Here is a 19,272-nt window from a genome sequence, read left to right on the forward strand (position 1 = left end):
TAAACTTTACATTGGAGGAATCAAGGAATATATTATAATCTACAATCGTATTTTTTTGCACTAAGGATCACGAATTGTACTTTTTTGTTATCGCTTACAAGATAATTTACTATTAAGGGATGAGATCTTGATACGTGAACATTTGAGCATCCAGAAAATCTTTGATTTAAAAAAGTGGGAGCAGTTGCAGGATTCATTAGCATCCGTTACCCAATTAGCCATTCTCACCGTCGATTATAAGGGGAATCCCGTAACTAGCCACAGCCAATGCCAATCGTTCTGCAAGAAGGTTCGTCAGAATGAGAATCTTCTTCCCTACTGCCAAAAATGTGACTCTCGCGGTGGACTTGAAGCGGTACGTTCCAACAAACCTTATATTTATCTCTGTCATTATGACATCGTCGACATCGCGGTACCGATCATTATTGACGATAAGTACATTGGCGCCGTCATGGCAGGTCAGGTCCGCTTAGCCGATCCTTCGAGTGCCCTACAGCTGGAGCAAATCCTCACGTCAAAAAATGAAAAACTGTACAGTTCCAAATGGGAGGAACTTAAGAACGACTACGCCGATCTGCCCTCCATGACCTATCAGAAAATTCAGACGATCTCCAACATGTTATCCTTACTGTGTAATTATATTGTTGAAGAAGCGATGAACAAAAATCTTCTCGCAGAAATGTTCGAGAAGGCGTCGGCCACACAGTCCACTCCGCAGTTGTCCGAGATCCTTCCTGGCTACTCGCTGGAGCATATTGAAAACCTTAAGAAAGAAATGAATAATTTCTTAGCAAATGCCTATCTGAATTCCTCAGGAGATGTGGATATTTCGTGCGGAAATCCCGTACTCAAACCCGCCTTCGAATATATCTTTGAGCACAAGGGTGAAACTTTTTCTTTGAAAGCCATGGCTGACTTGTGCCACATTAGCCCAAGCTATTTTAGTCGGCTGTTTGCCAAGGAAACGGGTGAGAACTTTTCCAGCTATCTTTCCCGCCTGAAGATTAAATGGGCGAAGCAGTTGCTCGAAGCTACAGATATTCCTGTATCTCAGATCAGTAGCGAGCTCGGCTTTAATGAGCCGGGGTATTTCATTAAAATATTCAAAAAGTATGAAGGAACAACGCCCGCGGTGTACCGAAAGTATTACAAGGGATAAAACAAATGAAAAACAGATGATTCACGGGTCTAACGTCACCATGATCATCTGTTCATATTGTTCTGCTCAAATTACGTATCCAGGTTGTGCTTCTCAGGCTACCTGAGATTGTGTTTTACGCTCAACACCATCTCCTTTTTATCAGCAATTTTATGGAGTGTTTTTTATCTTTACTGTAGTGTTTCTGACTGATCCTGGGCGTTCGTTTCATTGTGCATGGATTCCGATTTTTTCTTGCGAAATAATTTGGCAAAAAACTTGCCTATCACGCCAAACACACCTGCACAAGCAGCACCAATAAGTAGGATAACCTTAATTCCCGCGCCCTTAAAAAAAGCAATGAGTAATGCCAACAAGCCTACTTTTTTAGCTACTGCCAAGCCTGCTCCTCCCAAAATCAACCCGGTTAGGCCGTATTCGGAAATTTTGTCCGTTGAAGCATTAAAATCCTCGTACCGCTCACCTGATTTGACTGTCAGCTTGGGTAATATGTTCTCATTCAAAAACTTCTTATCTGCGTCCAAATGCGCAGGATCGGACACTAATATTGCAGAGATATAACCCTGACGAGTGAGCAAGCGAACATTATAATTGATCAGCTTTTCCTTGTTCCCATCCTCCGCCAACATAGACCAGGTTAGATTATGGGTCGCTTCATTATAAAAAGGCTCGACATCCCAGCCCGTAACATACAAGCGATCACTTTCCGCTTTTTCCTTATTACTCTCTTCCGTCCCCTTTTTATAACTATCTAGAATGGCATCCGCATCGATATCTTCTTTTTCATCATCCTTGATGTGTCCAAGTTCATCGTATTCAAAAACAACTTCCCAATTTTGATTTTCATCTTTCGGAAATATACTCCCAATCTCCTTACCAGATGGCTTGTCATGATTCATCTCGCTTGCCTTTGCTGTGTTAGCTGCATCCAAGAAAAGAAGAGATGAGTCCAGTTCAACCGCAGCCATTTTTCCCAAGTCTACCTTTCGGCCGCCCTCAATCCAATTTAATTGTTCATTAGATGAGGCCCACGCGTTACCCCCACTGAGTAACACCAGACTAAGCGCCAACAGCGCTCCAAAAATCGTTTGGCCCCATTTCATTTTGTTACTACATCTGTTATCTAGTCTCTTGTTCAAAACTCATTACCCCTTTATAAATTCCAATATCTCCCGTGTCCCCAACCATATTAGCCACTGCTTCATATTTTGTCAATTCACAGTAGCAAAGGGAGTTTCCGAGACTTAATACTCATTTTTATACATATGTATGCAAATATTCTAATCTAATCGAACTGAATTTATAACATGTGAATAAGCGATAAGAAAACCTCATAAAGGACAAGCACAATTGCGCAATAGCACTACTTCTCCGTTCCAGTTTCCTACTTATGAATTCCTAAAAGAGGCTTATTCCTTGATACGACAACCCCATTGACTTCTAGCTTAATTTCGAACAATCCATCTAGCATAAAAAATGTCGAATTTCATCAGATTAAGGAATGCATAATTCATCTAACAAGAGACTTTAGTCTTAGTGACTTTTCACCTGTTTTTAGACATATGTCAACTTTTTTATTTAAAAGAATGTATAGGCTTTCATAGGGTTGATTTAATTAGAAATAAGCTAATCATTGAATAGCCTTCTAAGAGTTCACTGCTTGTTTTGGAGACTAGAGGCTATTCACCAGTATTTTATAGTGTCACCATAGCACACAACTGGTTATTCTCTACGAGAAAAAAACTTATTCCTCTCATGTTCGAGTGAAATAAGTTTTTTAAGATAAATTATAATTTTGGGGCCAATTAATTGTGTGAATTCTTTTTACAATCTGTTATTCTCGCTCTTTTAATTAGCTATTAATATCCTTATTTACATGCATTTAATCTATTAACTTCAACAATATCATTTACGTTGTATTCATCAAACTTTTCAAGAAGAGCACCAAAACCTTTTGATAGTTGAAATTCCATTTCTTCCTGATATATTGGACAAACAACTAAAAATTGTATTGTTTTATCTTTACTTAACATTAACGAGCTAAATCCTTCATCTTCACGAATGGGAGGTAATAATAGCATACAAGTGAAATTATTGTCATTTGCAATTGGTTCTGGAGGTTCCCCATTAGGTATAGTGTCTCCATAACAAAACCATGTGTTTCTTTCATGCGGGAACTTGCCAAGTTTTCTTAGCCAACCAAATGGCCAATAATCTTTAAAATCTTTAATATCCTCTTTAGCCACAGGCCATGATGCCGGAAGATACATGATAAGTTCTGTATATTCCCAATCTTTATTATCTTCTGAAACTTGTGCAGGTAATAAGCTCATTCCTGACGTTATAATAGTATGAAAGTCTCTTTGGTCGTTTGCTCGAAAAATGATTAAGTTTATATTTAGACTTTCTGAAACGGTCTCTATATTTATTAAATCTGGCTCACCAATGTATTTCTTATAATGTTCTAATAATTGATTATTTATATCCAATATTATCACTTCCTCTTATAAGCAATCTCTTTGTATTGAAGTCCTCCCATAGGCTGTTAGAATACCAATAGGCTTCCTTGAGGCCACTTCCCTTTCCAACCACAAGGTATATGTCCTGAATTATATATTTCCAACAATTCTGTATGAAAGCCTGGTTTTACATACGTGCTATATGCATATTCCATCATTGCAGTAAGCAAATCCCACTCAACGCTCTCATATATACAATTGTTTAATTTATTTCTTTCTATAAATGTAGAAATATTTTTAAGGACTCCATCCTTAAGTAATAATTTAGCCTCCATAGTAATATTATTCCACTGTCTGTATTCTTCTCGCCAATTCTCATGTAGAGTCGAAGTTAGTTGATTTCTTATTTGGAGTCTAACATTATCCCAAGTAGAATTAACTTTTTTTTCAACATCAACCCAGTTACGTACTTGCGTAACATTAACATTGAGTGCAGCATTAATAGCATCCCCACAGTTACTGAAAAAGTCAATTTTAGATATTGTATTATCGTAAAAATCCTTTACTTCGTTCATTTTCTTCCCCTCAGTTTAGTTTTATTTTTTGAAATAAATATTTATATATAGAATTTATTTGTCCTGGTATTTTTGGTATTGGATCATCATCTTGTAAACCATATTTTAACCGTTGGCTTCTAGCTTTCTCCACTACATCTAAGGTTTGTTTTTCGGTTAATCCGGCCTTTCTCAACGATTTATATAATGCTACGTTATATTCAGCATTTGTAGGAATTAAACCTTTTTTATCCCCTTTTCTATATCTATTAAAAAATTCTTCCATAGTTTTATGTGCCATAAAATGTGGTGAACCAACATCCTTAAATGCATTGCCCTCTAATTCGATAGTATATCCTTCATCTGACGGGATTACCTGTTTGCCATTCCCATCTTTTTTAAATGCAGCATCTTGATTAAGGTGATGCTTTTGCTTCCCAGATTTATCATATTTCCACTCACCATACTTCTTAACAGTTACTTTTTCTTTACTTCCTACTGTTCCCTCAACCTTTTTCGCCGCGCTCTCTTCCATTTCCTTCATGACCTTGTTGTAATTCTTCTGCACATCCGTCTGTGGAAGTGGTCCGCTGTCCATCTTATTAACGTGCGGAACTGGCGCTCCGTTGGCTGTGGCCAACTTCCCGGGGCTGAGGCCGTCTGCCATTTTACTCAGTTGCTCATTGAACTTCTGACCCAGTTTACTGCCGGACTGCTCCAGCTTGGTTACAGCTTTGCCAAAGCCTGCCCCGACTGCATCTACACCTTTGCTAATCCATTGCGGTGTAACCTTGCTGCCTACTTTTTCAGCGAATCCGCCAATGGCCTTGCCTACTTTGGAATCCAGTACGCCTACGGTGACAAAACCCAATCCCGCGTCCTTTGCTACTGAGCCCCAGTTGATCTTTTCACCACTCAGCACCTGACTCGCTAGATTTTCCGCGGCATTTGTGACACCGCCGATCGCTGCTTTCCTCAGTAAGGTTCCCCCTACACCGAGAGGGCCAAAGATTGCTCCAGATACCGCCCCGATTCCCGCTTCCTTCAAGCCAGTCAGGGCATAGTCGCTGAAGTCGCTCACTTCCCCTCGGGCGATATCTGATGCGGCCAAGCTTGCTACACCCAAGCCACCCGCCAGCAGCGCTCCTCCGGCTACAGCTGCAATGACCACCGTACCCGCTCCAAGCGTCGCTACCGTAATAGCTGCTACCACGGCTACAGCTGCCACAACCGCCAAACCGCCCAAAATATTCATCCCCAGCTTGCCCCAGTTAAACGGTTCAGGGGGTGGCGGCGGTGGAGGTGGCTCGCCTTCCTTCGGTTCATCATCAAACGGCGGGTATGCAGTTCGGTCGCTACCGTCCGCCCAGACGTTTCCTCCCAACACGTGGTATTCGTTTTCTACCGAAAGCCCCGTGCTTCCTCCCGTTTGATACGCCATGACCTGGCTGGTTCCGTCAATAATGATTTTCTTCTGCGTCTTCAGAATGATTTCCTGTTCTGCTTCTAACGATAACTTCTTGGGACTAGTTAATTCAATCCCAGTAGCATCGTCCAGACTCATCTGCAATGTCCCACCCGGATCACCCATGATATGGATGCGACCCGGTGCTATTTTCAGCTCACTTCCATGCTCCGTTCCAAAATATCGATCATTGGGATTACTCGTTTTCGCGCAACCGTCTCCATTTGTACGAACCGCACCCAAAATCATTGCTCTGGAACCAGACGCATCTGGAAAATACAGGCTTGCCTGTGTTCCCACCTTCGGCATACTGTACATCGCACTTCCCGTTGGGGGGGCGAACGGATACCAATGCGGCTCGGATACCCCATCATCCTTATCAATCGCCAGCCGCAGCTTCACTTCCTCTCCCTGTACCGCAATGACCTCTCCTTCCAGAGAAATTCCGATTGTTTTGGGATTGGGGATGAAATCACTGCGAATGCCCTCCGCGCGGGCCAACACATAACTGAATAGCAAATGCCCCTTTTCCATGCGGCTTCGCAATTCAGTTACAATCATTATTTTCTGGCGAAATTGCACCTCGTCTCCAAGAGCATACCGTTCTCCGCTTTCAATCTCGTATTTGAAAAAGTCGGTATCATGTAGCCCGGCTGACGTTCCGCCTGCCCGCTGGTAGCCCTTTAAATCCTTACTTGCCGTATATGGCGTATCCTTCCGAATGGTTCGCTGGGTGCCAGCAGGCATGCCGAAATACAGTTTCGGCGATGCGGACTCCCATATGTCGCTGACCACTACTGTATGTAAACGGCTCGCCATCCGTTTCATAAACTCCCAGTCGGTTTCATCATACTGTAAAATGGCTTCGCCTACCGACTGCTCACCGGTCTGGTACAAGACATCACTTCGCTCATAGCCTTGAGCAAGCTTATTCACTAACTGTTTATATGTTTGTTTTTCCTCAGGAAAAGACCGCTTTCTTTTGACAATATCCAGCTCAAATGAGCCACTGATTCCTTCCAGTGTAAGTGTATACACTCCATTATGGTTCTCAACTTCTACCGTATGGACAACACCCTTAAACAAGCTAATTTCCTCTTGTCCATTCTGCGCATACACATGTAGCTGATCCTCTGAGGTCGCATCCAGCGCAGCCGTGGCATGACTCGACTCCCTACAAATGCCTGTGAGTGTAATACGCCCATGTTCACCCGGCTTCCACTCGATCTGAACATCCTTTAAGACCTGAATGGGGTAGGGGGAATCTATTCGAATCTGATCATATCCTATCATGTTTTCAAACCTCCCTTCCAGCTACTACTCCTGCTGGCCATTCGTATGAAATTCGATAAATCCATGATATAAACAAGTCTGAAATGAAGAGGTCGTCAAGGCTGGCTGGCCTTCCACCTTTGTCGGTTCTTTTGTGTTTTTCCACTTATCCGTCAGCATTGGTAAGCATGGCTTCCCTGAGATTGTGGAGCCATCTTCGGCGATCAGATATATAGTCTCGGCACTCGGCTGTTCTGGACTGGTGCAAATTCCAAAATGAGGGACATTCTCAGGAGAATAATCTCCTTCATTCATCATGGGTTTACCATTAACAAAAGCCCCGTGGCTGTTCGGCAAATTGATCTTTCGAGGATGCGTCCCGCAAGTGCAACGCATACAGGCCCCCCGTACGACATAATACTCATTATCTGACATGTTCCCTTTCCCTCCCTATTTCACCTGGACTTGCTCCAAAGCGATCCCGGTATAATCACGCCGCAATATACTTTCCGCCACATCCAAACGGACGATGATCATCGGGGTAGAACTCTCCTGGATTGTAAATATCTTGTGGCTCCGAATAGCATCTGCTTGTAATACCAGCTTTCTAAGCACACTTTGATCCAAATTCCATTCGCTTTCTGGATGTACTGCTGCAAGCCGCTCCACAAAAGGAATATAGTAATTCTTCTGTATCTTCTGTTCGATCTGAGTAAGTACCGTTAATTTCATAGGCATCTCCGGCACATAGGCCTGGACAAGGCGTTTTAAAGCACCTGAAATGAGTGGGATGGGACCTTCTAGATAATCAATAAAAATACTTTCTGCATCTGCCTTCACATGAAACATCAATGGCTTGACAATATCCTCCGGCTGCAAATCATACAGCTTCCACGGATCAATCGTTTCCATCACCTTTTGTAGCGTAGGAACATGGGTATACCGCACATCCTGCTTTAAGAGGAAATAATCCATGAAGATTCCCCCTCTCGTGCCTCTGCTCCCTCACTACGCGTAAAACGGCACAATATTTCGCTATCATCTCGATACTCTCCAGCAAATATCGTGCATACATTTGCTTTTGGCATCCTTTCTAACGAAGGGGAAGCGATAAACACTGGCATCTGGCTTTTCAAGAACTCTACAGTTAGCAGATGGTATTTGACCGCCTCAATTTGTTGAATTTGTTCAATATCCATCGTCGAGATCTTACGGGCATAATCTGATTTAAGCTTTTCCAGCTTAGCCATACGATTGAACAAAGGCTCGAAAACAAAGTCTGCCGACCATTCCACAGCGCATTCAGTCTCATCCAGAAACCAATTTTCATCATAGGCATCTATACGATAAACCGCTTTATTTTTCACAACACGAGTTCTGAGCAAGGAGATATAAATATATCGAATATCCCCCTTACGACCTTGCTCGTGCTGAAGGGTAGCGAGCCGGCATAGCGACTCTAGAGCTGCTATAAGCTCGTCTTCAATGGCTTGCTGGCGCGTCAGAAAGTTGTTTTCAATAAGAGCCAAATCATGTATCCATTCCGTAAATACGTGCTTTTCCAGTAAATCCTGCAACGCAGCATCCCGATCCATGAGCTTCATTCAATGTTCACCTTACCCCCGGTTAATCTCACATCATCCATGATGTCGAGTTTGGCTCCGGATTGAATAAAACTTACGCCTTCTTTCCCCTCCATAATAATTTTCGATCCCCCTGTAATTTGGATATCTTCCTGAGCAGACAGGGTTATTTTTTTGTTACTGTTAATTTCGATCCCGCCTTCATCCGTGAGACGCATGAGCATTTGCCCACTGTTGATAATTTCTACTGCACCAGGCTTGAAAACGACTTGTTTGCCGTATTTGGTGCTGATACTTTTGACCGCAGGATCACTTCGTTTAACAGGATCAGAAGAGGCCAGATCGACAGAACTGGCGGCAAAAGCATGCTGCTCCCGTTCATCTGGAAAGTACAGACGGATTTGATCACCTACTTCCGGCATAACATACCAGCCGCTGCCATCAGGAGAAGAATAAACCGTAGAATAGGGAAACCACATAGCCCCAGATGCATTCGAGCCTTGATCAATTTCCAGCTTGATTTTCACTTTTTCTTTGGAAATATCAATTACCTTGCCAAACAGAGAGGCTCCTGAAAGATCATAGGCATAGACGGTCGGGCATTTTAACCCATGTGCATCCCGTAAAATGTAACGATTAACGATCAGATTTCCTTCTGTGGTCGTCTCCGCCCTAGCTATGTAAAGCGTTCTTTTATGAAAAGTGACGGAACTGCCCAGCTCTAGCACTTTGTTGCTGGTCACTTCATAACTCAAGCTGTTAGACTCACCATATCCCGGCAGTCCGTTACGGGACATGAGCTTGTGCTCCTTCAAGTCTTTTTTTATGGAATAGTTATGTTCGTTCAGCAGTTGAGGGGCACTAGAATGGGGGACACCAATCACATATTTCAATCCTTGTTGCATCGTAATTGGAATTAAAGCAGCATGCAGCCGAGAAGCAATTCTTTTGACAAAAGCCCAGTCCGTTTCATTGTATTGCACTAATAATTCACCGATAGCTGCGCCATTAGAAGCCTCGTCAATCACTTCTGCATCAGTATATGAACTTGTAACATGCGAAAATAGATTGTTATATGACTCCGCTGTTTTTTGGAATGAACGACGTTTGGGGCGAATGTCCATCATTAAGGTTTCACTGCTAGCCTCAATCGTAAGCTCTCGTACTCCGTTTACAGCTTTTACAGCAATATTCGTGACGATTCCCTGAAAAAACCGGATCTCCTTGCCTTCACTTTTTAAGAAGACTTCGATGTGCTCATCTTCATCTGCTTTTTCTACGTATTGATCCAGCTTGTCTTCCGAAACAATTCCACGTATGCAGAAGCTCACATGTTCGTTTAACTGTTTAATAAGATGGATACTTAATACACGCTGAAACTGATAAGGGGCTACCTGAACATCTGCTGTGGTGTAAATGGGGTTACTCATTCATATCCCTCCTTTTCTGCCTCGTCAACCGTTTGAATGGTACGAATCATCTGCAGGGCGGCATCCCGCCATTCAGCATACTGCTTATATGGACAACAGAATGTTCCCATGACCGTCTTTCCTTCCAGCTCAAAGTAGAACATATTGTGGTAGATGGGCTCGTCCAGCGCAGGACTTTTAAAGTCAAAATAGCCAATCTGCTTACCATGTACCTCTTCTATTTTCTCTTCATAAAATACGTGGGCAGGATTCATATTTTTCATCATTGCCTTCATGCCAGAAGTGAGCTGTTCCACCCATTCATCTTGTAGCGTCTGGTCCACCCGATTCAGGGTAACATCCACACTGCCCAAATCATTCGTCAAAATCATTTCTGGACGTTGCTCATGAGGATATTTAATCTTTTGCAAATGCTTGGGCATTGGAGTAAAGATAGAGGGGACATGCATTTTCAGCCGATCCTTAAAAAAAGATCGCTCTTCAAACACATAGGATTGACCGTCAATGATTATGGGTCCTGCTAAAATATTGTTAGGCCTCTTCAGCTTCTCCATCTCACGGAGCTGATCCAAAATCTTTTCATCCTCATATTTCATAATGCACACTCCTCTACCTGATTTTCTAATCCACAATCATCCGTCCGGCTCCGCCGCCCTGCCAACGGCCTGCTGTTCGTTTTCCACGTCCGGCGCCTTCTAGAATAAGTACTAGCTGTCTATGCAGTTGAGCATGAGAATAATCTCTGTATTCCGTAGCATTTCGGTTTGCGATGTAATGCTGAATGGATTCCCTGTCTACAACTTCCGAGTTCAGGCACATCAACGCAAACATACAATCCATCGGATCGGATGCACCACTTTTAAGCAGCTCGGATGCGAAATAGCGCATCGTCTCCGGGCGCAATGTACTCTGCTTCAAACCCGCAAAAGGAGCATGGATATCACTCCATGTATTGAATTCCGTTGCCATGTCGGCAAAATCCTGATAATCCGAGCGAAGCACGGCTCCCTCTTTGAGCTTGAATCGGCCCAGCTCCATCTCATCCAGACCGATTTCTGCCTCATCCTCCAGCACGATATCTGCATGATGGGCTGTGAAATCCGGGCGATCTGTTTGTTCCAAAAAGAGCAGCTTCAACACCGACAGCCGCCCTGTGGCCGCATACGACACTTCCTGCTCCTGCTCCAGCAGATACAATCTACCCTTGTGCTTCACGATGCCTCTACCAATGGTTAGCGTGTACTCCCCGACAGTTACGTTCATTCCTGTAATGATGCCATCCGAATAATCCTGATACCGGATATCGAGAAAGCTGCGGGGGTAGTCCCGCAGGTTCTCTAGCATCTCGGTTTTGAGAATACGGCCTTTCTCGAACTTCGGCACGATATGGGTTAACATGTGGTTTCCTCCTCTCCGTGCCGATTTCGGCACAAGTGTCGCCCGGCACCTCAGTAATGACATTGCGTAGCAACGTTATGCGCCAGCCGGGTCGCTCTGCGACGTCATTACTGCTCTTCTTTATTCAAGGGAACGGACAACCGATTCACACCGGGTGCAGGAGCCGGGACAGGCATCTCTGTCAGCGATGGATTTTGCTTAATATACTCAGAGTAGTCCAGCCAATTTTTGTTCACCACATAGGTACGAGCGATTTTGTCATGCAACGCCTGCTTTTTTTCAGTGAAAGCTGCCATGATATAGCCTACAAATATAGTGACTAAGCTAATGATTTTACCCCAGTAGCGGGCGTTGGCCCGTCCGAAAGATATTTTTTCATTATTTTCATCCGCAACGACAATCCCCGCAGCCAGCTTGCCGACCGTTCCTCTGCATTTTGATGATTCCATGATGGTGTGGTAAAGCCAATCCAATAAAAGAGGGCCAAAAATAATAATAGCTCCCAAAATTCTCACCGACACATCGTCTAAGTGTGAAACAAACTCCGAAAAATTCGGCATTTTTACGAACGCAGAGACAAACCCTATCGTCACAAACGGCAACGTATCAATCAAACGAATAGTCACAAATAAAATAGTATAATCTAGCAAATGGGCTAAAAATCTTTTCCAAAAACCAGCGTACATCCTACTGCTCCTCCTGTTTAAAGCCTGCTGTTCATCAGAATCTTTGAATCTGTGTGCCAACCTAAATGTTACATTCCAGCTCCGCGCCCAGCCTGCTCACGAAGGATATAATTCAGCTCGCGTTTGTCCACAACGTAGGTACGGGCAATCAGATCGTGGAGAGCCTGTTTTCTCGCCGTAAAGGCTGCCATAATAAAGCCGGCGAACAAAATGATGACTGATAGAAGCTTACTCCAGTAGCGGGCACTAGCACGTCCAAAGCTGAGCTTGTGATTAAACTCATCTACTACAACGATGCCGAGAGCCAGTTTGCCCACCGTGGCTTTGCATTTCGATGATTCCATAAGCGCATAATATAGCCATATAGCTCCCCAATTCAGCAAGGTCTGTCCTATTACTTTCATGGTAACAATAGAAGACGATCCGTCTGAGAGCAAAGAGCTTTCTGCCGGAGACGGTACCCAATCCCCTAAGGTCCGAATTACCATCCAGATCAATCCAAATATTAAAAATACAAACCATAGAATAAGGCCATCGATGATATAAGCCAAAGTTCGTTTCCAAAAACCTGCATACAGCACGTTATCCCCTCCAAGTGTTGTGTACTTTTCTAATTTCAGCATTTTGCAAAACCCTTAATTTACTATTTCGTGCCGTCAAAGAAATCCAGCTCGGAGAGATCATTCTCGAAGGCAAAAAAGCGTTTGGGTCCCAGATGCAGCAATTCATCTCGGCGAGTAATCGGCACTACATAAAAGCCCCAGCGGCTATCTCCGACAAAAACAAAATATTTCGTTTCCCCATTACGGATGGAGTCCGTATCATCCTGCGGGATATCCCGCCCGTACAGCACTGCAATTTCCTCATACGGCATGGGTTCAAAAGCTTCTGGCCGACTACGATACACATGGCGCTGACGCAGCTTGCCGCCGTCGGCCGTCAGGAAGAACTCCACCTCAGCCGCATGAGACGGCCGGGAAATAGAACCGCGTACCCGGTTGCTTTCCAAACTCGCAATCAGCTCCTTTTCGCGCCCCGTATGCGTCCATGCGCTGACCGTGTACGGTATAGCCGGAATGTGATTGGTAATGACAGGCTCAATCGTGCCCATTTTTTTAGCGTTCAGGTAGCGGATAGCCCCGCGCAGACAGGCCATTTTCAACTCAGGTACCCGGCTGAGGTCCTCTGCCTTTTGACGAAACTCAATACTGCGCCCCGGTACAAATTCCTTGAGTGCTTCGCGAAATACGTCAATCCGGCAGGATTGCCCGGTTAGCTTGATAATCGAATAATCCTGCAAGCGTCCCTCCAGATAAAACTCATCCAGAAACTTGCGCACAATATTGTAGATGTCCGCCTTAAGAAGCTGCTGTATTTCCCGAATGTTAAACACCACATCAGGCAAACCATATTCATCACGAAACCGTCCGTTCTCGATGACTGAAACCAGCCAACGGTCCATCACTGCAATGTTCAGGTCGCTTTCAGCAGATAATACCTGCTCGGATTCGAAGCGGCTGCGCAAGATCCCCGTACGTAGAAAAAATTCCTTTTTCATATTTTCTGCCGCGCTCCACAACAGATGAAAATTACTCAGTACCCGCTGATATTCATCCCGTGTAGCATGCTCATACTGTTTGAACGCGGTAGGCAAGATGGCCTCTGCCTCTCGGTAGCGCTCCTCCAGTCCCGCATATACAGCATCTACACCAAACTCATCCACATGACGGTACAAATCTCCCGAAGGAATGCCGATCAGGGCATCAATATCGGTGTCAGGCAAACGCGTCTCGGCAGCATAATAACCTGCAAATACAATTTTCATAAACTGCATAATCCGATACGTCAGATTATTGCCGCCAAAGTTGGTATCCCCGTTTTCATATGTTGTGTGAATATCCAGCTTGTAAGCAATACGTCCGTCCTCAATTCGGAATCGGCAGGAAGACAAATCTGTCGTGCCTCCACCACAATCAATAACAAGTGCCTGGTACTCCTCACCGTCCGCAAAAGTCCCTCGTTCCATCTGGTCTGCCAGCGTGTTGTACAGCACAGCCAGCCCTTCGTCCAGCGCATCCTCCGCTTCAATCTGGTAATCAGGCAAAATATCACTAAACATCTCTATAAACTGGGGCTGCAGCTTTACCGGAGCAGAAAAGTGCAGGTTGCGGAACCGACACTTAAATTGCTGCTCGGCTGTAGCAATCACATAACGGATAAAAGCAGCTAAAATATCACTGCGGGAAGCGGTTGCTGTATTCCCCTCGGAATCCATTAATTCCTCAATTCGCTTATAATCGTTGACCCACCGCTTGATCCCCCGCAATACTGTTGCACGGCTTCCTGCCACGTCAGATCCACGTAGTGCATCCTCCCCAAATACATAAAGGATATGTTCTGGATTGGAGCAATCTGCGACGCGAATAGCAGTCGGCAATACTTCGATCCAGTCGCCTTCTGCCCCTTCTGGGCCGGGGAATGACACATAATTGATGGCGTTCAGCCTTACTGTGCTGCTCATACCTGTATCAGGAGCCGTAACGTAGGAGCTATCCAAATAAGCACCTGCTGTGGTGTTCGAGGTGCCAAAATCAATCGCAAGTACCGCATCTGTAGTTTCCGTGCCCCGAATGATCAGCTCTGCCACCGGAATCCGGTGACCTTGAAGCTTCAGCGGCAGCATGGGCTTATCTCCATAGTAGAGGTTATAAAAATATTCTGATTCCTGTCTTCGCAGAAACAGCAGGCTATAACTATGATTGGACGTCTCTCGCAGTTCAGCATCACGATGACGAGAAAGATAATATACGCCTGTTCGTGTCTCATCCTTCACCAAATTCAAAACACCGCACAGTTCTCCTGTTGCATTCACCAGCAGCACATTAGATGAGCTCAGCCAAGGCAAATCGGATTCAATCCGGTAGTTGTCCATGCGACCTGTGCGTACACCCTGATACAGCGTGATTTTGGCGGGAACCCGGATGCCGCTGCTCTCCTGCCGACGGTCGTTCCAGTTTCGCTGTAGTGCCGATTCCATGCGTTCAAAGCCGCCAGGATTTGGCCTTGTGATGAGTAAATGCTCTTCCGCGCTCCGAAAACGTAAAATCACGCGAATCAACTCTTCACGTGCCAGGCGATTGGCAAAGCCCTCGACCAGTCGTTCCTTATCGCATATTCCGCGTAACTGAAAGGTCGTCATTTGCTCCAATTCCGCCCGCGTGTATTTCGCCGTGAAGCGTATGCTTTTTCGATCGGTGAGCGGGTCTAGCAACCTGTATGTATAGGGTCCGTTCATCGTTCACATGTCCTTTCTTAGCCATTTAGCCTTAATAGAGGGCGATAGCGTCTATTTTCATCGTAGGATCTTCCTCCAAAATGCCGAAATGACTTGTCCAATACAATTCCGTCGTAAAACGTGCCGGAAGAAACAAATCCAGAATCAAATCCACTTTAATCCGTGACAATGGTGTCTCCTCTTGGCCGATATAGATGAGCAGTTCGTCTTTTTCCTCACAATTGGTGTAAATGATTGAGCGATGAAAGACGCGCCGCATCGTTTCTTTTAGCAAATGTACGGCTTCTCCCGTCTCATACAGGCGCAGCAATCCTTCAGCAATCGCGTCCTGATCCTCACGGTTTAATTGTCCAAAGCCTTCCTTTACCTTCGGGCCAAAAATGCCCTCTGCAATATCACGCTGAACAAACCGGATATGGTACTCCCGCCGATTCATCCCTTGATACAAGTCCATTTCCGCCAGGAAATGCATCATAATATCAAATAGCGATTCTCTCAGCTCTAGATACTCTTCAGCATCCGGTGGAAACAGATCCCGAAAAATAGAATAAAAGCGGTAGTACGGATTGATTTCCACTACCTGCTCCAAATGGGAAGTATTCAACTCTGCCAGACTAAGCTCCATATACGGAGAGTAGCTGACAGCGGGTACGAAGCGGAATTTATCTACATCCAGCCCCTGTTCCCTCGCGCGCATGAGCAAATCCCAGACGTAATTCACACCCATTCTCCTTCACACTTGTACTCCGGAAAATACATCTGCACTTCTGATACTAGAAAGCTCATTAAATCGGATAAAATATAAGCAGGCGCAGTGGGCAAAACATCGTCAGAACCACGTCTGAACCCCAAACGCATGATCTGCTTGCCTTCCTCTGTCCGTACGTTATCGCTGACAAACGGATTTAACGGATACGTCTGGGTTTTGGTTAAAAGGTTGCTTACATCATTTCTCCCTGCACCTCCCCAGATGTCTACACGTTCCAGCTCAAGCCCCTGCGCTGCTTCAAACGAGTTTACGATGCGCATGATTTCCGCTTTGGCACGGACAATCACGGCCTGTTTTCCTGCATAGCGGCCCAAAAAGCTGTCCTGTCGCCGATTGGACAATAACGGATAAGTCTGACGACTAAGTCTCGTTGTAACAGGCTTCGTAACCTTCAACACATTCCATTCGCCAGACTTATCACGTGGTGTGACAATCGTCAGTTCCTCTTCTGTACGCTTGATATACCGGATATCGCCTTCAGTCCCGTCAATCAAGTAACCATGCTCAGGACCTGTTTTTCGCAAAGGTAGCACATGCTCATAATTCACACGATCCATAGCGGGTATAGGAAAGCCGCTGTTCTTTAGAGATAGCCTTTCAATGTTCCAAAGCGGAAAAACGTCACCCTTCTTAAAACCGTCGAATTCCTCCAATGAAATTGTAATTTCATGAATTTCTTCATGGGCGGCCGGCTCGCCGTCTCCACCAATCAATACACAGTCCACAAACTTATAAGCGTACGGGTGATTAATTGTTTTCCACGGCATGCCATTTTGCATAAACGTGTGATATAACTGCTCAATCTCTAAAATATAAGAACGGTTATGCTCCAGACGAAAACGAATCGGATAATTGCCGGTTTCCGTGACCAACATTCCTGAGAAAATTCGCTTGCTGCGCACCAGTGCTGAGATTCGTTCGGTCTCCATCTCAAGGAAAAGCGTAAACAGCGGCATCGATCCGCCTTCGCGTACCACCTCTGCCACATGGCTGATGTCAATCTGCTTTTCCTCCGTATCCGACGGTAACACAGGGTATAAAAATTCATGAATCGGGTCATAGTCCTCACGCGATGTCAATGACACGTACACATCAATCTTTTCTTCCGTATTCTCAATTTCCTCAAATACCCGCCGTTCTAGCTGGCGGGTCATTTCTTCCTGATATTCGACGAGGTTCATAAATACCCCCGCCATCATATTTTTCAGTAAACGTCTCTGCTCCAAATCGTCCATCTTGCTCAAACGGTCCTGTACCAGCTCTTTCACGACGTCTCACTCCTTTCGGCTCCAGCTTCATTGAACATGAAAACTTAACTTCCATTCGCAGCAGCCCGATCTTGGTTCTCTGAATCAGACGCTCCTTCTGCTTTAGAAGCGGAATCAGCAGTTCCTTGTTCTTTGCTGGTGCCCGCCTTGGCCGAAGAGGCATTTCCATCGCCCGTACCGCTATTTTTTGCCGCTGAAGAGACTTCCTTCTTCGCGGGTGTAGTTCCCGCTGAAGCCGTTGGCGTAGCCTTCGTTTGCGATTCTGCAGCAGGGGTTGCAGCGACGGAAGCTGAAGCATTACTCGCTGCGTCCCCTGCGTCCGTGTCGTTCAACGCTCCGTCAGACAATCCCAATCCAGCAGGAAGCTGACCGTTTTTCTGCTGCTCAGCGCTCTGCTTTTCCTCCGCCTTGGCTATGCTCCGCTCCAATGCCAGAACACTTTCGAGCTTATCGATCTCCTGATAAATTTCCTGTGCCCCGCTATAGGCATCAATGGCTCCTTCATAATCGAGATCCTTCATCATTCGATCTCCTTTAGCCTGAAGCTTGCCAGCTTGAATCTCCTTGAGCTGCTGCTGAATAGCAGTCAATTTATCGTTGGCCTCGGTAATTTTCTTCTCCAGTTCTTTTTGCGCAGACGTATAACCGGATTCCATCGCAGCCTTATTTGCTTTTTTGTACAACTTGAGTGCATTCGTGTAATCGCCGCCCTGAAATTTCATATCTCCGTCCTTCATCCAGCTCGCCGTCTCAGCATAGCTGTCCAGTTGGTCGATTTTATGCTCAATATCCTTCACATTGAAAGGCGGGTACAGACCAGCGCTTTTCCGTGCTTTCTCGTAGCTGGCTTCAGCTTTGGTAAAGTCCGCCTTTTCCACGTAGCCGTCTCCGTCAACCAGCAATTGAGACAGTTTCTGCTCGGCTGTATACATTCGTTTGTGAATTTTATCGTTAATTTTAACCGCCGCGTTTTTCGCTTCACTGTAGGACTTGAGTGCCTTCGCATAATCTCCTGCCCTGGCATAATCATCCGCGGCCTGAGCCGATTCGACCATCGTTTCCAGCGCAGCCGCCTTGTTCGCTGCCATACGCGCCAGTGTAATCCATGCTCCCCCTCCCACGATTACAAAGGCGAGCAACGCAATCAAAATCCGTTTGATCAGCTTACGGCGGTTTTTAGGCTTTTCCTGAAAAACTTTATTTACATAAATGGCCGCAGCCGTGTAATTGTTCACCGTCCGGTGCTGTTTGCTTAGCAGAACCTCTTCCAATGTGTCCGTCAGCATGACCGGATCCTTCGCTTCCTCTAGCGCCCCCAGCATTTCCGCCAGCTCAACGTCCTCCCACATCCCGGATGTGGCGAGCAGGATTACATCTCCATCTGCAAGCTGGGTCTTTTTGGCGTAATGGGCATGAACTCCATTCGGATTTCCCAAGTATTCCAGCAGATTACCTCGTTCCTCATGTGTGCTGGTCGCTTCGTCTGGAATGCGTCCATCATCTGCCAATGACTGAGCCAGACTATGATCCTTGCTGCGAAAATTAAGCCTTCCATTGCGAAAATGATATAGCCGCACATTACCGCACGAAACGTACACCATTTTGTTGTAGTTGGTCACTACCATCAGCAGACTGGCTTTGAGCCGAACACGACGGCTTTCAAATTGCAGCCATTCCTGCGCTTCACGCAGATCTCTCATCAAGCGCCGCTTGGACATGGAAGGCTTCTCCATGAAGTTTTCCAGCACCGTTTTGACAACCATTTCTGCGCTGCGCAGCTCCTGATCCGAATCCAGACCGTCTGCGAGGACATAACAGGCCATGTCGTCCGTCTCCATGAATGCAAAATAGTCCCGGTTGTCTATGTAAGAGCCCGCTTCCGACACAAAGGCGGTACTAAAATCGCTGTTGTCCTTGCGCATCGCTACCCCCGT

The 19,272-nt window shown here is 45.4% G+C and carries 17 protein-coding genes; 1 reads left to right on the forward strand and 16 read right to left on the reverse strand.

Features of this window, described 5'->3' with window-relative positions; translation table 11 throughout:
• Positions 1 to 127 precede the first annotated feature (127 nt).
• Positions 128 to 1,159 (forward strand): PocR ligand-binding domain-containing protein, encoded by a 1,032-nt coding sequence (locus NSQ57_RS18075; protein WP_069012503.1) that lies wholly within the window; start codon positions 128 to 130, stop codon positions 1,157 to 1,159.
• Positions 1,160 to 1,329: 170 nt separating this feature from the next.
• Here the strand turns inward: NSQ57_RS18075 and NSQ57_RS18080 are convergent, their stop codons facing one another.
• The 16 genes from NSQ57_RS18080 to NSQ57_RS18155 all read right to left on the reverse strand — a co-directional run bounded on the left by NSQ57_RS18080 (position 1,330) and on the right by NSQ57_RS18155 (position 19,260).
• Positions 1,330 to 2,262, reverse strand: a complete 933-nt coding sequence (locus NSQ57_RS18080) for a DUF2167 domain-containing protein (protein ID WP_342426133.1) — start codon at positions 2,260 to 2,262, stop codon at positions 1,330 to 1,332.
• A gap of 765 nt (positions 2,263 to 3,027) precedes the next feature.
• Positions 3,028 to 3,648: a suppressor of fused domain protein gene (locus NSQ57_RS18085; protein WP_029515664.1), complete on the reverse strand. Its 621-nt coding sequence runs from the start codon at positions 3,646 to 3,648 to the stop codon at positions 3,028 to 3,030.
• A gap of 56 nt (positions 3,649 to 3,704) precedes the next feature.
• Positions 3,705 to 4,193: a hypothetical protein gene (locus NSQ57_RS18090; RefSeq protein ID WP_342425116.1), complete on the reverse strand. Its 489-nt coding sequence runs from the start codon at positions 4,191 to 4,193 to the stop codon at positions 3,705 to 3,707.
• Positions 4,194 to 4,203: 10 nt separating this feature from the next.
• Positions 4,204 to 6,930 carry a hypothetical protein gene (locus NSQ57_RS18095; protein WP_342425117.1) on the reverse strand — a complete coding sequence of 909 codons (2,727 nt, stop codon included), beginning with the start codon at positions 6,928 to 6,930 and terminating at the stop codon, positions 4,204 to 4,206.
• A gap of 24 nt (positions 6,931 to 6,954) precedes the next feature.
• Positions 6,955 to 7,344 (reverse strand): DUF4280 domain-containing protein, encoded by a 390-nt coding sequence (locus NSQ57_RS18100; protein WP_342425118.1) that lies wholly within the window; start codon positions 7,342 to 7,344, stop codon positions 6,955 to 6,957.
• 15 nt (positions 7,345 to 7,359) lie between these two features.
• Positions 7,360 to 7,884: a hypothetical protein gene (locus tag NSQ57_RS18105; RefSeq protein ID WP_342425119.1), complete on the reverse strand. Its 525-nt coding sequence runs from the start codon at positions 7,882 to 7,884 to the stop codon at positions 7,360 to 7,362.
• Positions 7,866 to 8,513, reverse strand: coding sequence for a hypothetical protein (locus NSQ57_RS18110; RefSeq protein WP_342425120.1), 648 nt, complete (start codon positions 8,511 to 8,513; stop codon positions 7,866 to 7,868). The genes NSQ57_RS18105 and NSQ57_RS18110 overlap by 19 nt, the downstream gene beginning before the upstream one ends.
• Entirely contained in the window at positions 8,510 to 9,922 is a 1,413-nt protein-coding gene (locus NSQ57_RS18115; protein WP_342425121.1) for a phage baseplate assembly protein V, read from the reverse strand. Before NSQ57_RS18115 ends, NSQ57_RS18110 begins: the two co-directional genes overlap by 4 nt.
• A complete protein-coding gene (locus NSQ57_RS18120; protein WP_342425122.1) occupies positions 9,919 to 10,518 on the reverse strand; it encodes a hypothetical protein in 600 nt (199 codons plus the stop codon). The genes NSQ57_RS18115 and NSQ57_RS18120 overlap by 4 nt, the downstream gene beginning before the upstream one ends.
• 25 nt (positions 10,519 to 10,543) lie before the next feature.
• Positions 10,544 to 11,320 (reverse strand): DNA and RNA helicase, encoded by a 777-nt coding sequence (locus NSQ57_RS18125; RefSeq protein ID WP_342425123.1) that lies wholly within the window; start codon positions 11,318 to 11,320, stop codon positions 10,544 to 10,546.
• 107 nt (positions 11,321 to 11,427) lie between these two features.
• Positions 11,428 to 12,006 carry an RDD family protein gene (locus NSQ57_RS18130; RefSeq protein WP_029515674.1) on the reverse strand — a complete coding sequence of 193 codons (579 nt, stop codon included), beginning with the start codon at positions 12,004 to 12,006 and terminating at the stop codon, positions 11,428 to 11,430.
• 68 nt (positions 12,007 to 12,074) lie between these two features.
• Positions 12,075 to 12,587 carry an RDD family protein gene (locus tag NSQ57_RS18135; protein ID WP_029515675.1) on the reverse strand — a complete coding sequence of 171 codons (513 nt, stop codon included), beginning with the start codon at positions 12,585 to 12,587 and terminating at the stop codon, positions 12,075 to 12,077.
• Positions 12,588 to 12,649: 62 nt separating this feature from the next.
• Entirely contained in the window at positions 12,650 to 15,301 is a 2,652-nt protein-coding gene (locus NSQ57_RS18140; RefSeq protein WP_029515676.1) for a molecular chaperone, read from the reverse strand.
• Positions 15,302 to 15,332: 31 nt separating this feature from the next.
• Positions 15,333 to 16,022 carry an iron-dependent peroxidase gene (locus NSQ57_RS18145; protein ID WP_134902813.1) on the reverse strand — a complete coding sequence of 230 codons (690 nt, stop codon included), beginning with the start codon at positions 16,020 to 16,022 and terminating at the stop codon, positions 15,333 to 15,335.
• Positions 16,019 to 17,338, reverse strand: coding sequence for a normocyte-binding protein (locus NSQ57_RS18150; protein WP_069012495.1), 1,320 nt, complete (start codon positions 17,336 to 17,338; stop codon positions 16,019 to 16,021). The genes NSQ57_RS18145 and NSQ57_RS18150 overlap by 4 nt, the downstream gene beginning before the upstream one ends.
• Before the next feature lie 44 nt (positions 17,339 to 17,382).
• On the reverse strand, positions 17,383 to 19,260 hold the full coding sequence (locus tag NSQ57_RS18155; protein ID WP_340956508.1) for a serine/threonine protein phosphatase: 1,878 nt from the start codon (positions 19,258 to 19,260) through the stop codon (positions 17,383 to 17,385).
• Between the last annotated feature and the right edge of the window lie 12 nt (positions 19,261 to 19,272).

The organism is Paenibacillus sp. FSL L8-0502 (genome assembly GCF_038593055.1).
Taxonomy (GTDB): Bacteria; Bacillota; Bacilli; order Paenibacillales; family Paenibacillaceae; genus Paenibacillus; species Paenibacillus polymyxa_D.

Excerpts from the sequence above, each read along its gene's own strand:
- NSQ57_RS18105 (WP_342425119.1), bottom strand. The coding sequence starts at position 7,884 with ATGGATTATTTCCTCTTAAAGCAGGATGTGCGGTATACCCATGTTCCT.
- NSQ57_RS18140 (WP_029515676.1), bottom strand. The coding sequence starts at position 15,301 with ATGAACGGACCCTATACATACAGGTTGCTAGACCCGCTCACCGATCGA.
- NSQ57_RS18125 (WP_342425123.1), bottom strand. The coding sequence starts at position 11,320 with ATGTTAACCCATATCGTGCCGAAGTTCGAGAAAGGCCGTATTCTCAAA.
- NSQ57_RS18100 (WP_342425118.1), bottom strand. The coding sequence starts at position 7,344 with ATGTCAGATAATGAGTATTATGTCGTACGGGGGGCCTGTATGCGTTGC.
- NSQ57_RS18130 (WP_029515674.1), bottom strand. The coding sequence starts at position 12,006 with ATGTACGCTGGTTTTTGGAAAAGATTTTTAGCCCATTTGCTAGATTAT.
- NSQ57_RS18115 (WP_342425121.1), bottom strand. The coding sequence starts at position 9,922 with ATGAGTAACCCCATTTACACCACAGCAGATGTTCAGGTAGCCCCTTAT.
- NSQ57_RS18095 (WP_342425117.1), bottom strand. The coding sequence starts at position 6,930 with ATGATAGGATATGATCAGATTCGAATAGATTCCCCCTACCCCATTCAG.
- NSQ57_RS18120 (WP_342425122.1), bottom strand. The coding sequence starts at position 10,518 with ATGAAATATGAGGATGAAAAGATTTTGGATCAGCTCCGTGAGATGGAG.
- NSQ57_RS18080 (WP_342426133.1), bottom strand. The coding sequence starts at position 2,262 with ATGAAATGGGGCCAAACGATTTTTGGAGCGCTGTTGGCGCTTAGTCTG.
- NSQ57_RS18155 (WP_340956508.1), bottom strand. The coding sequence starts at position 19,260 with ATGCGCAAGGACAACAGCGATTTTAGTACCGCCTTTGTGTCGGAAGCG.
- NSQ57_RS18090 (WP_342425116.1), bottom strand. The coding sequence starts at position 4,193 with ATGAACGAAGTAAAGGATTTTTACGATAATACAATATCTAAAATTGAC.
- NSQ57_RS18110 (WP_342425120.1), bottom strand. The coding sequence starts at position 8,513 with ATGAAGCTCATGGATCGGGATGCTGCGTTGCAGGATTTACTGGAAAAG.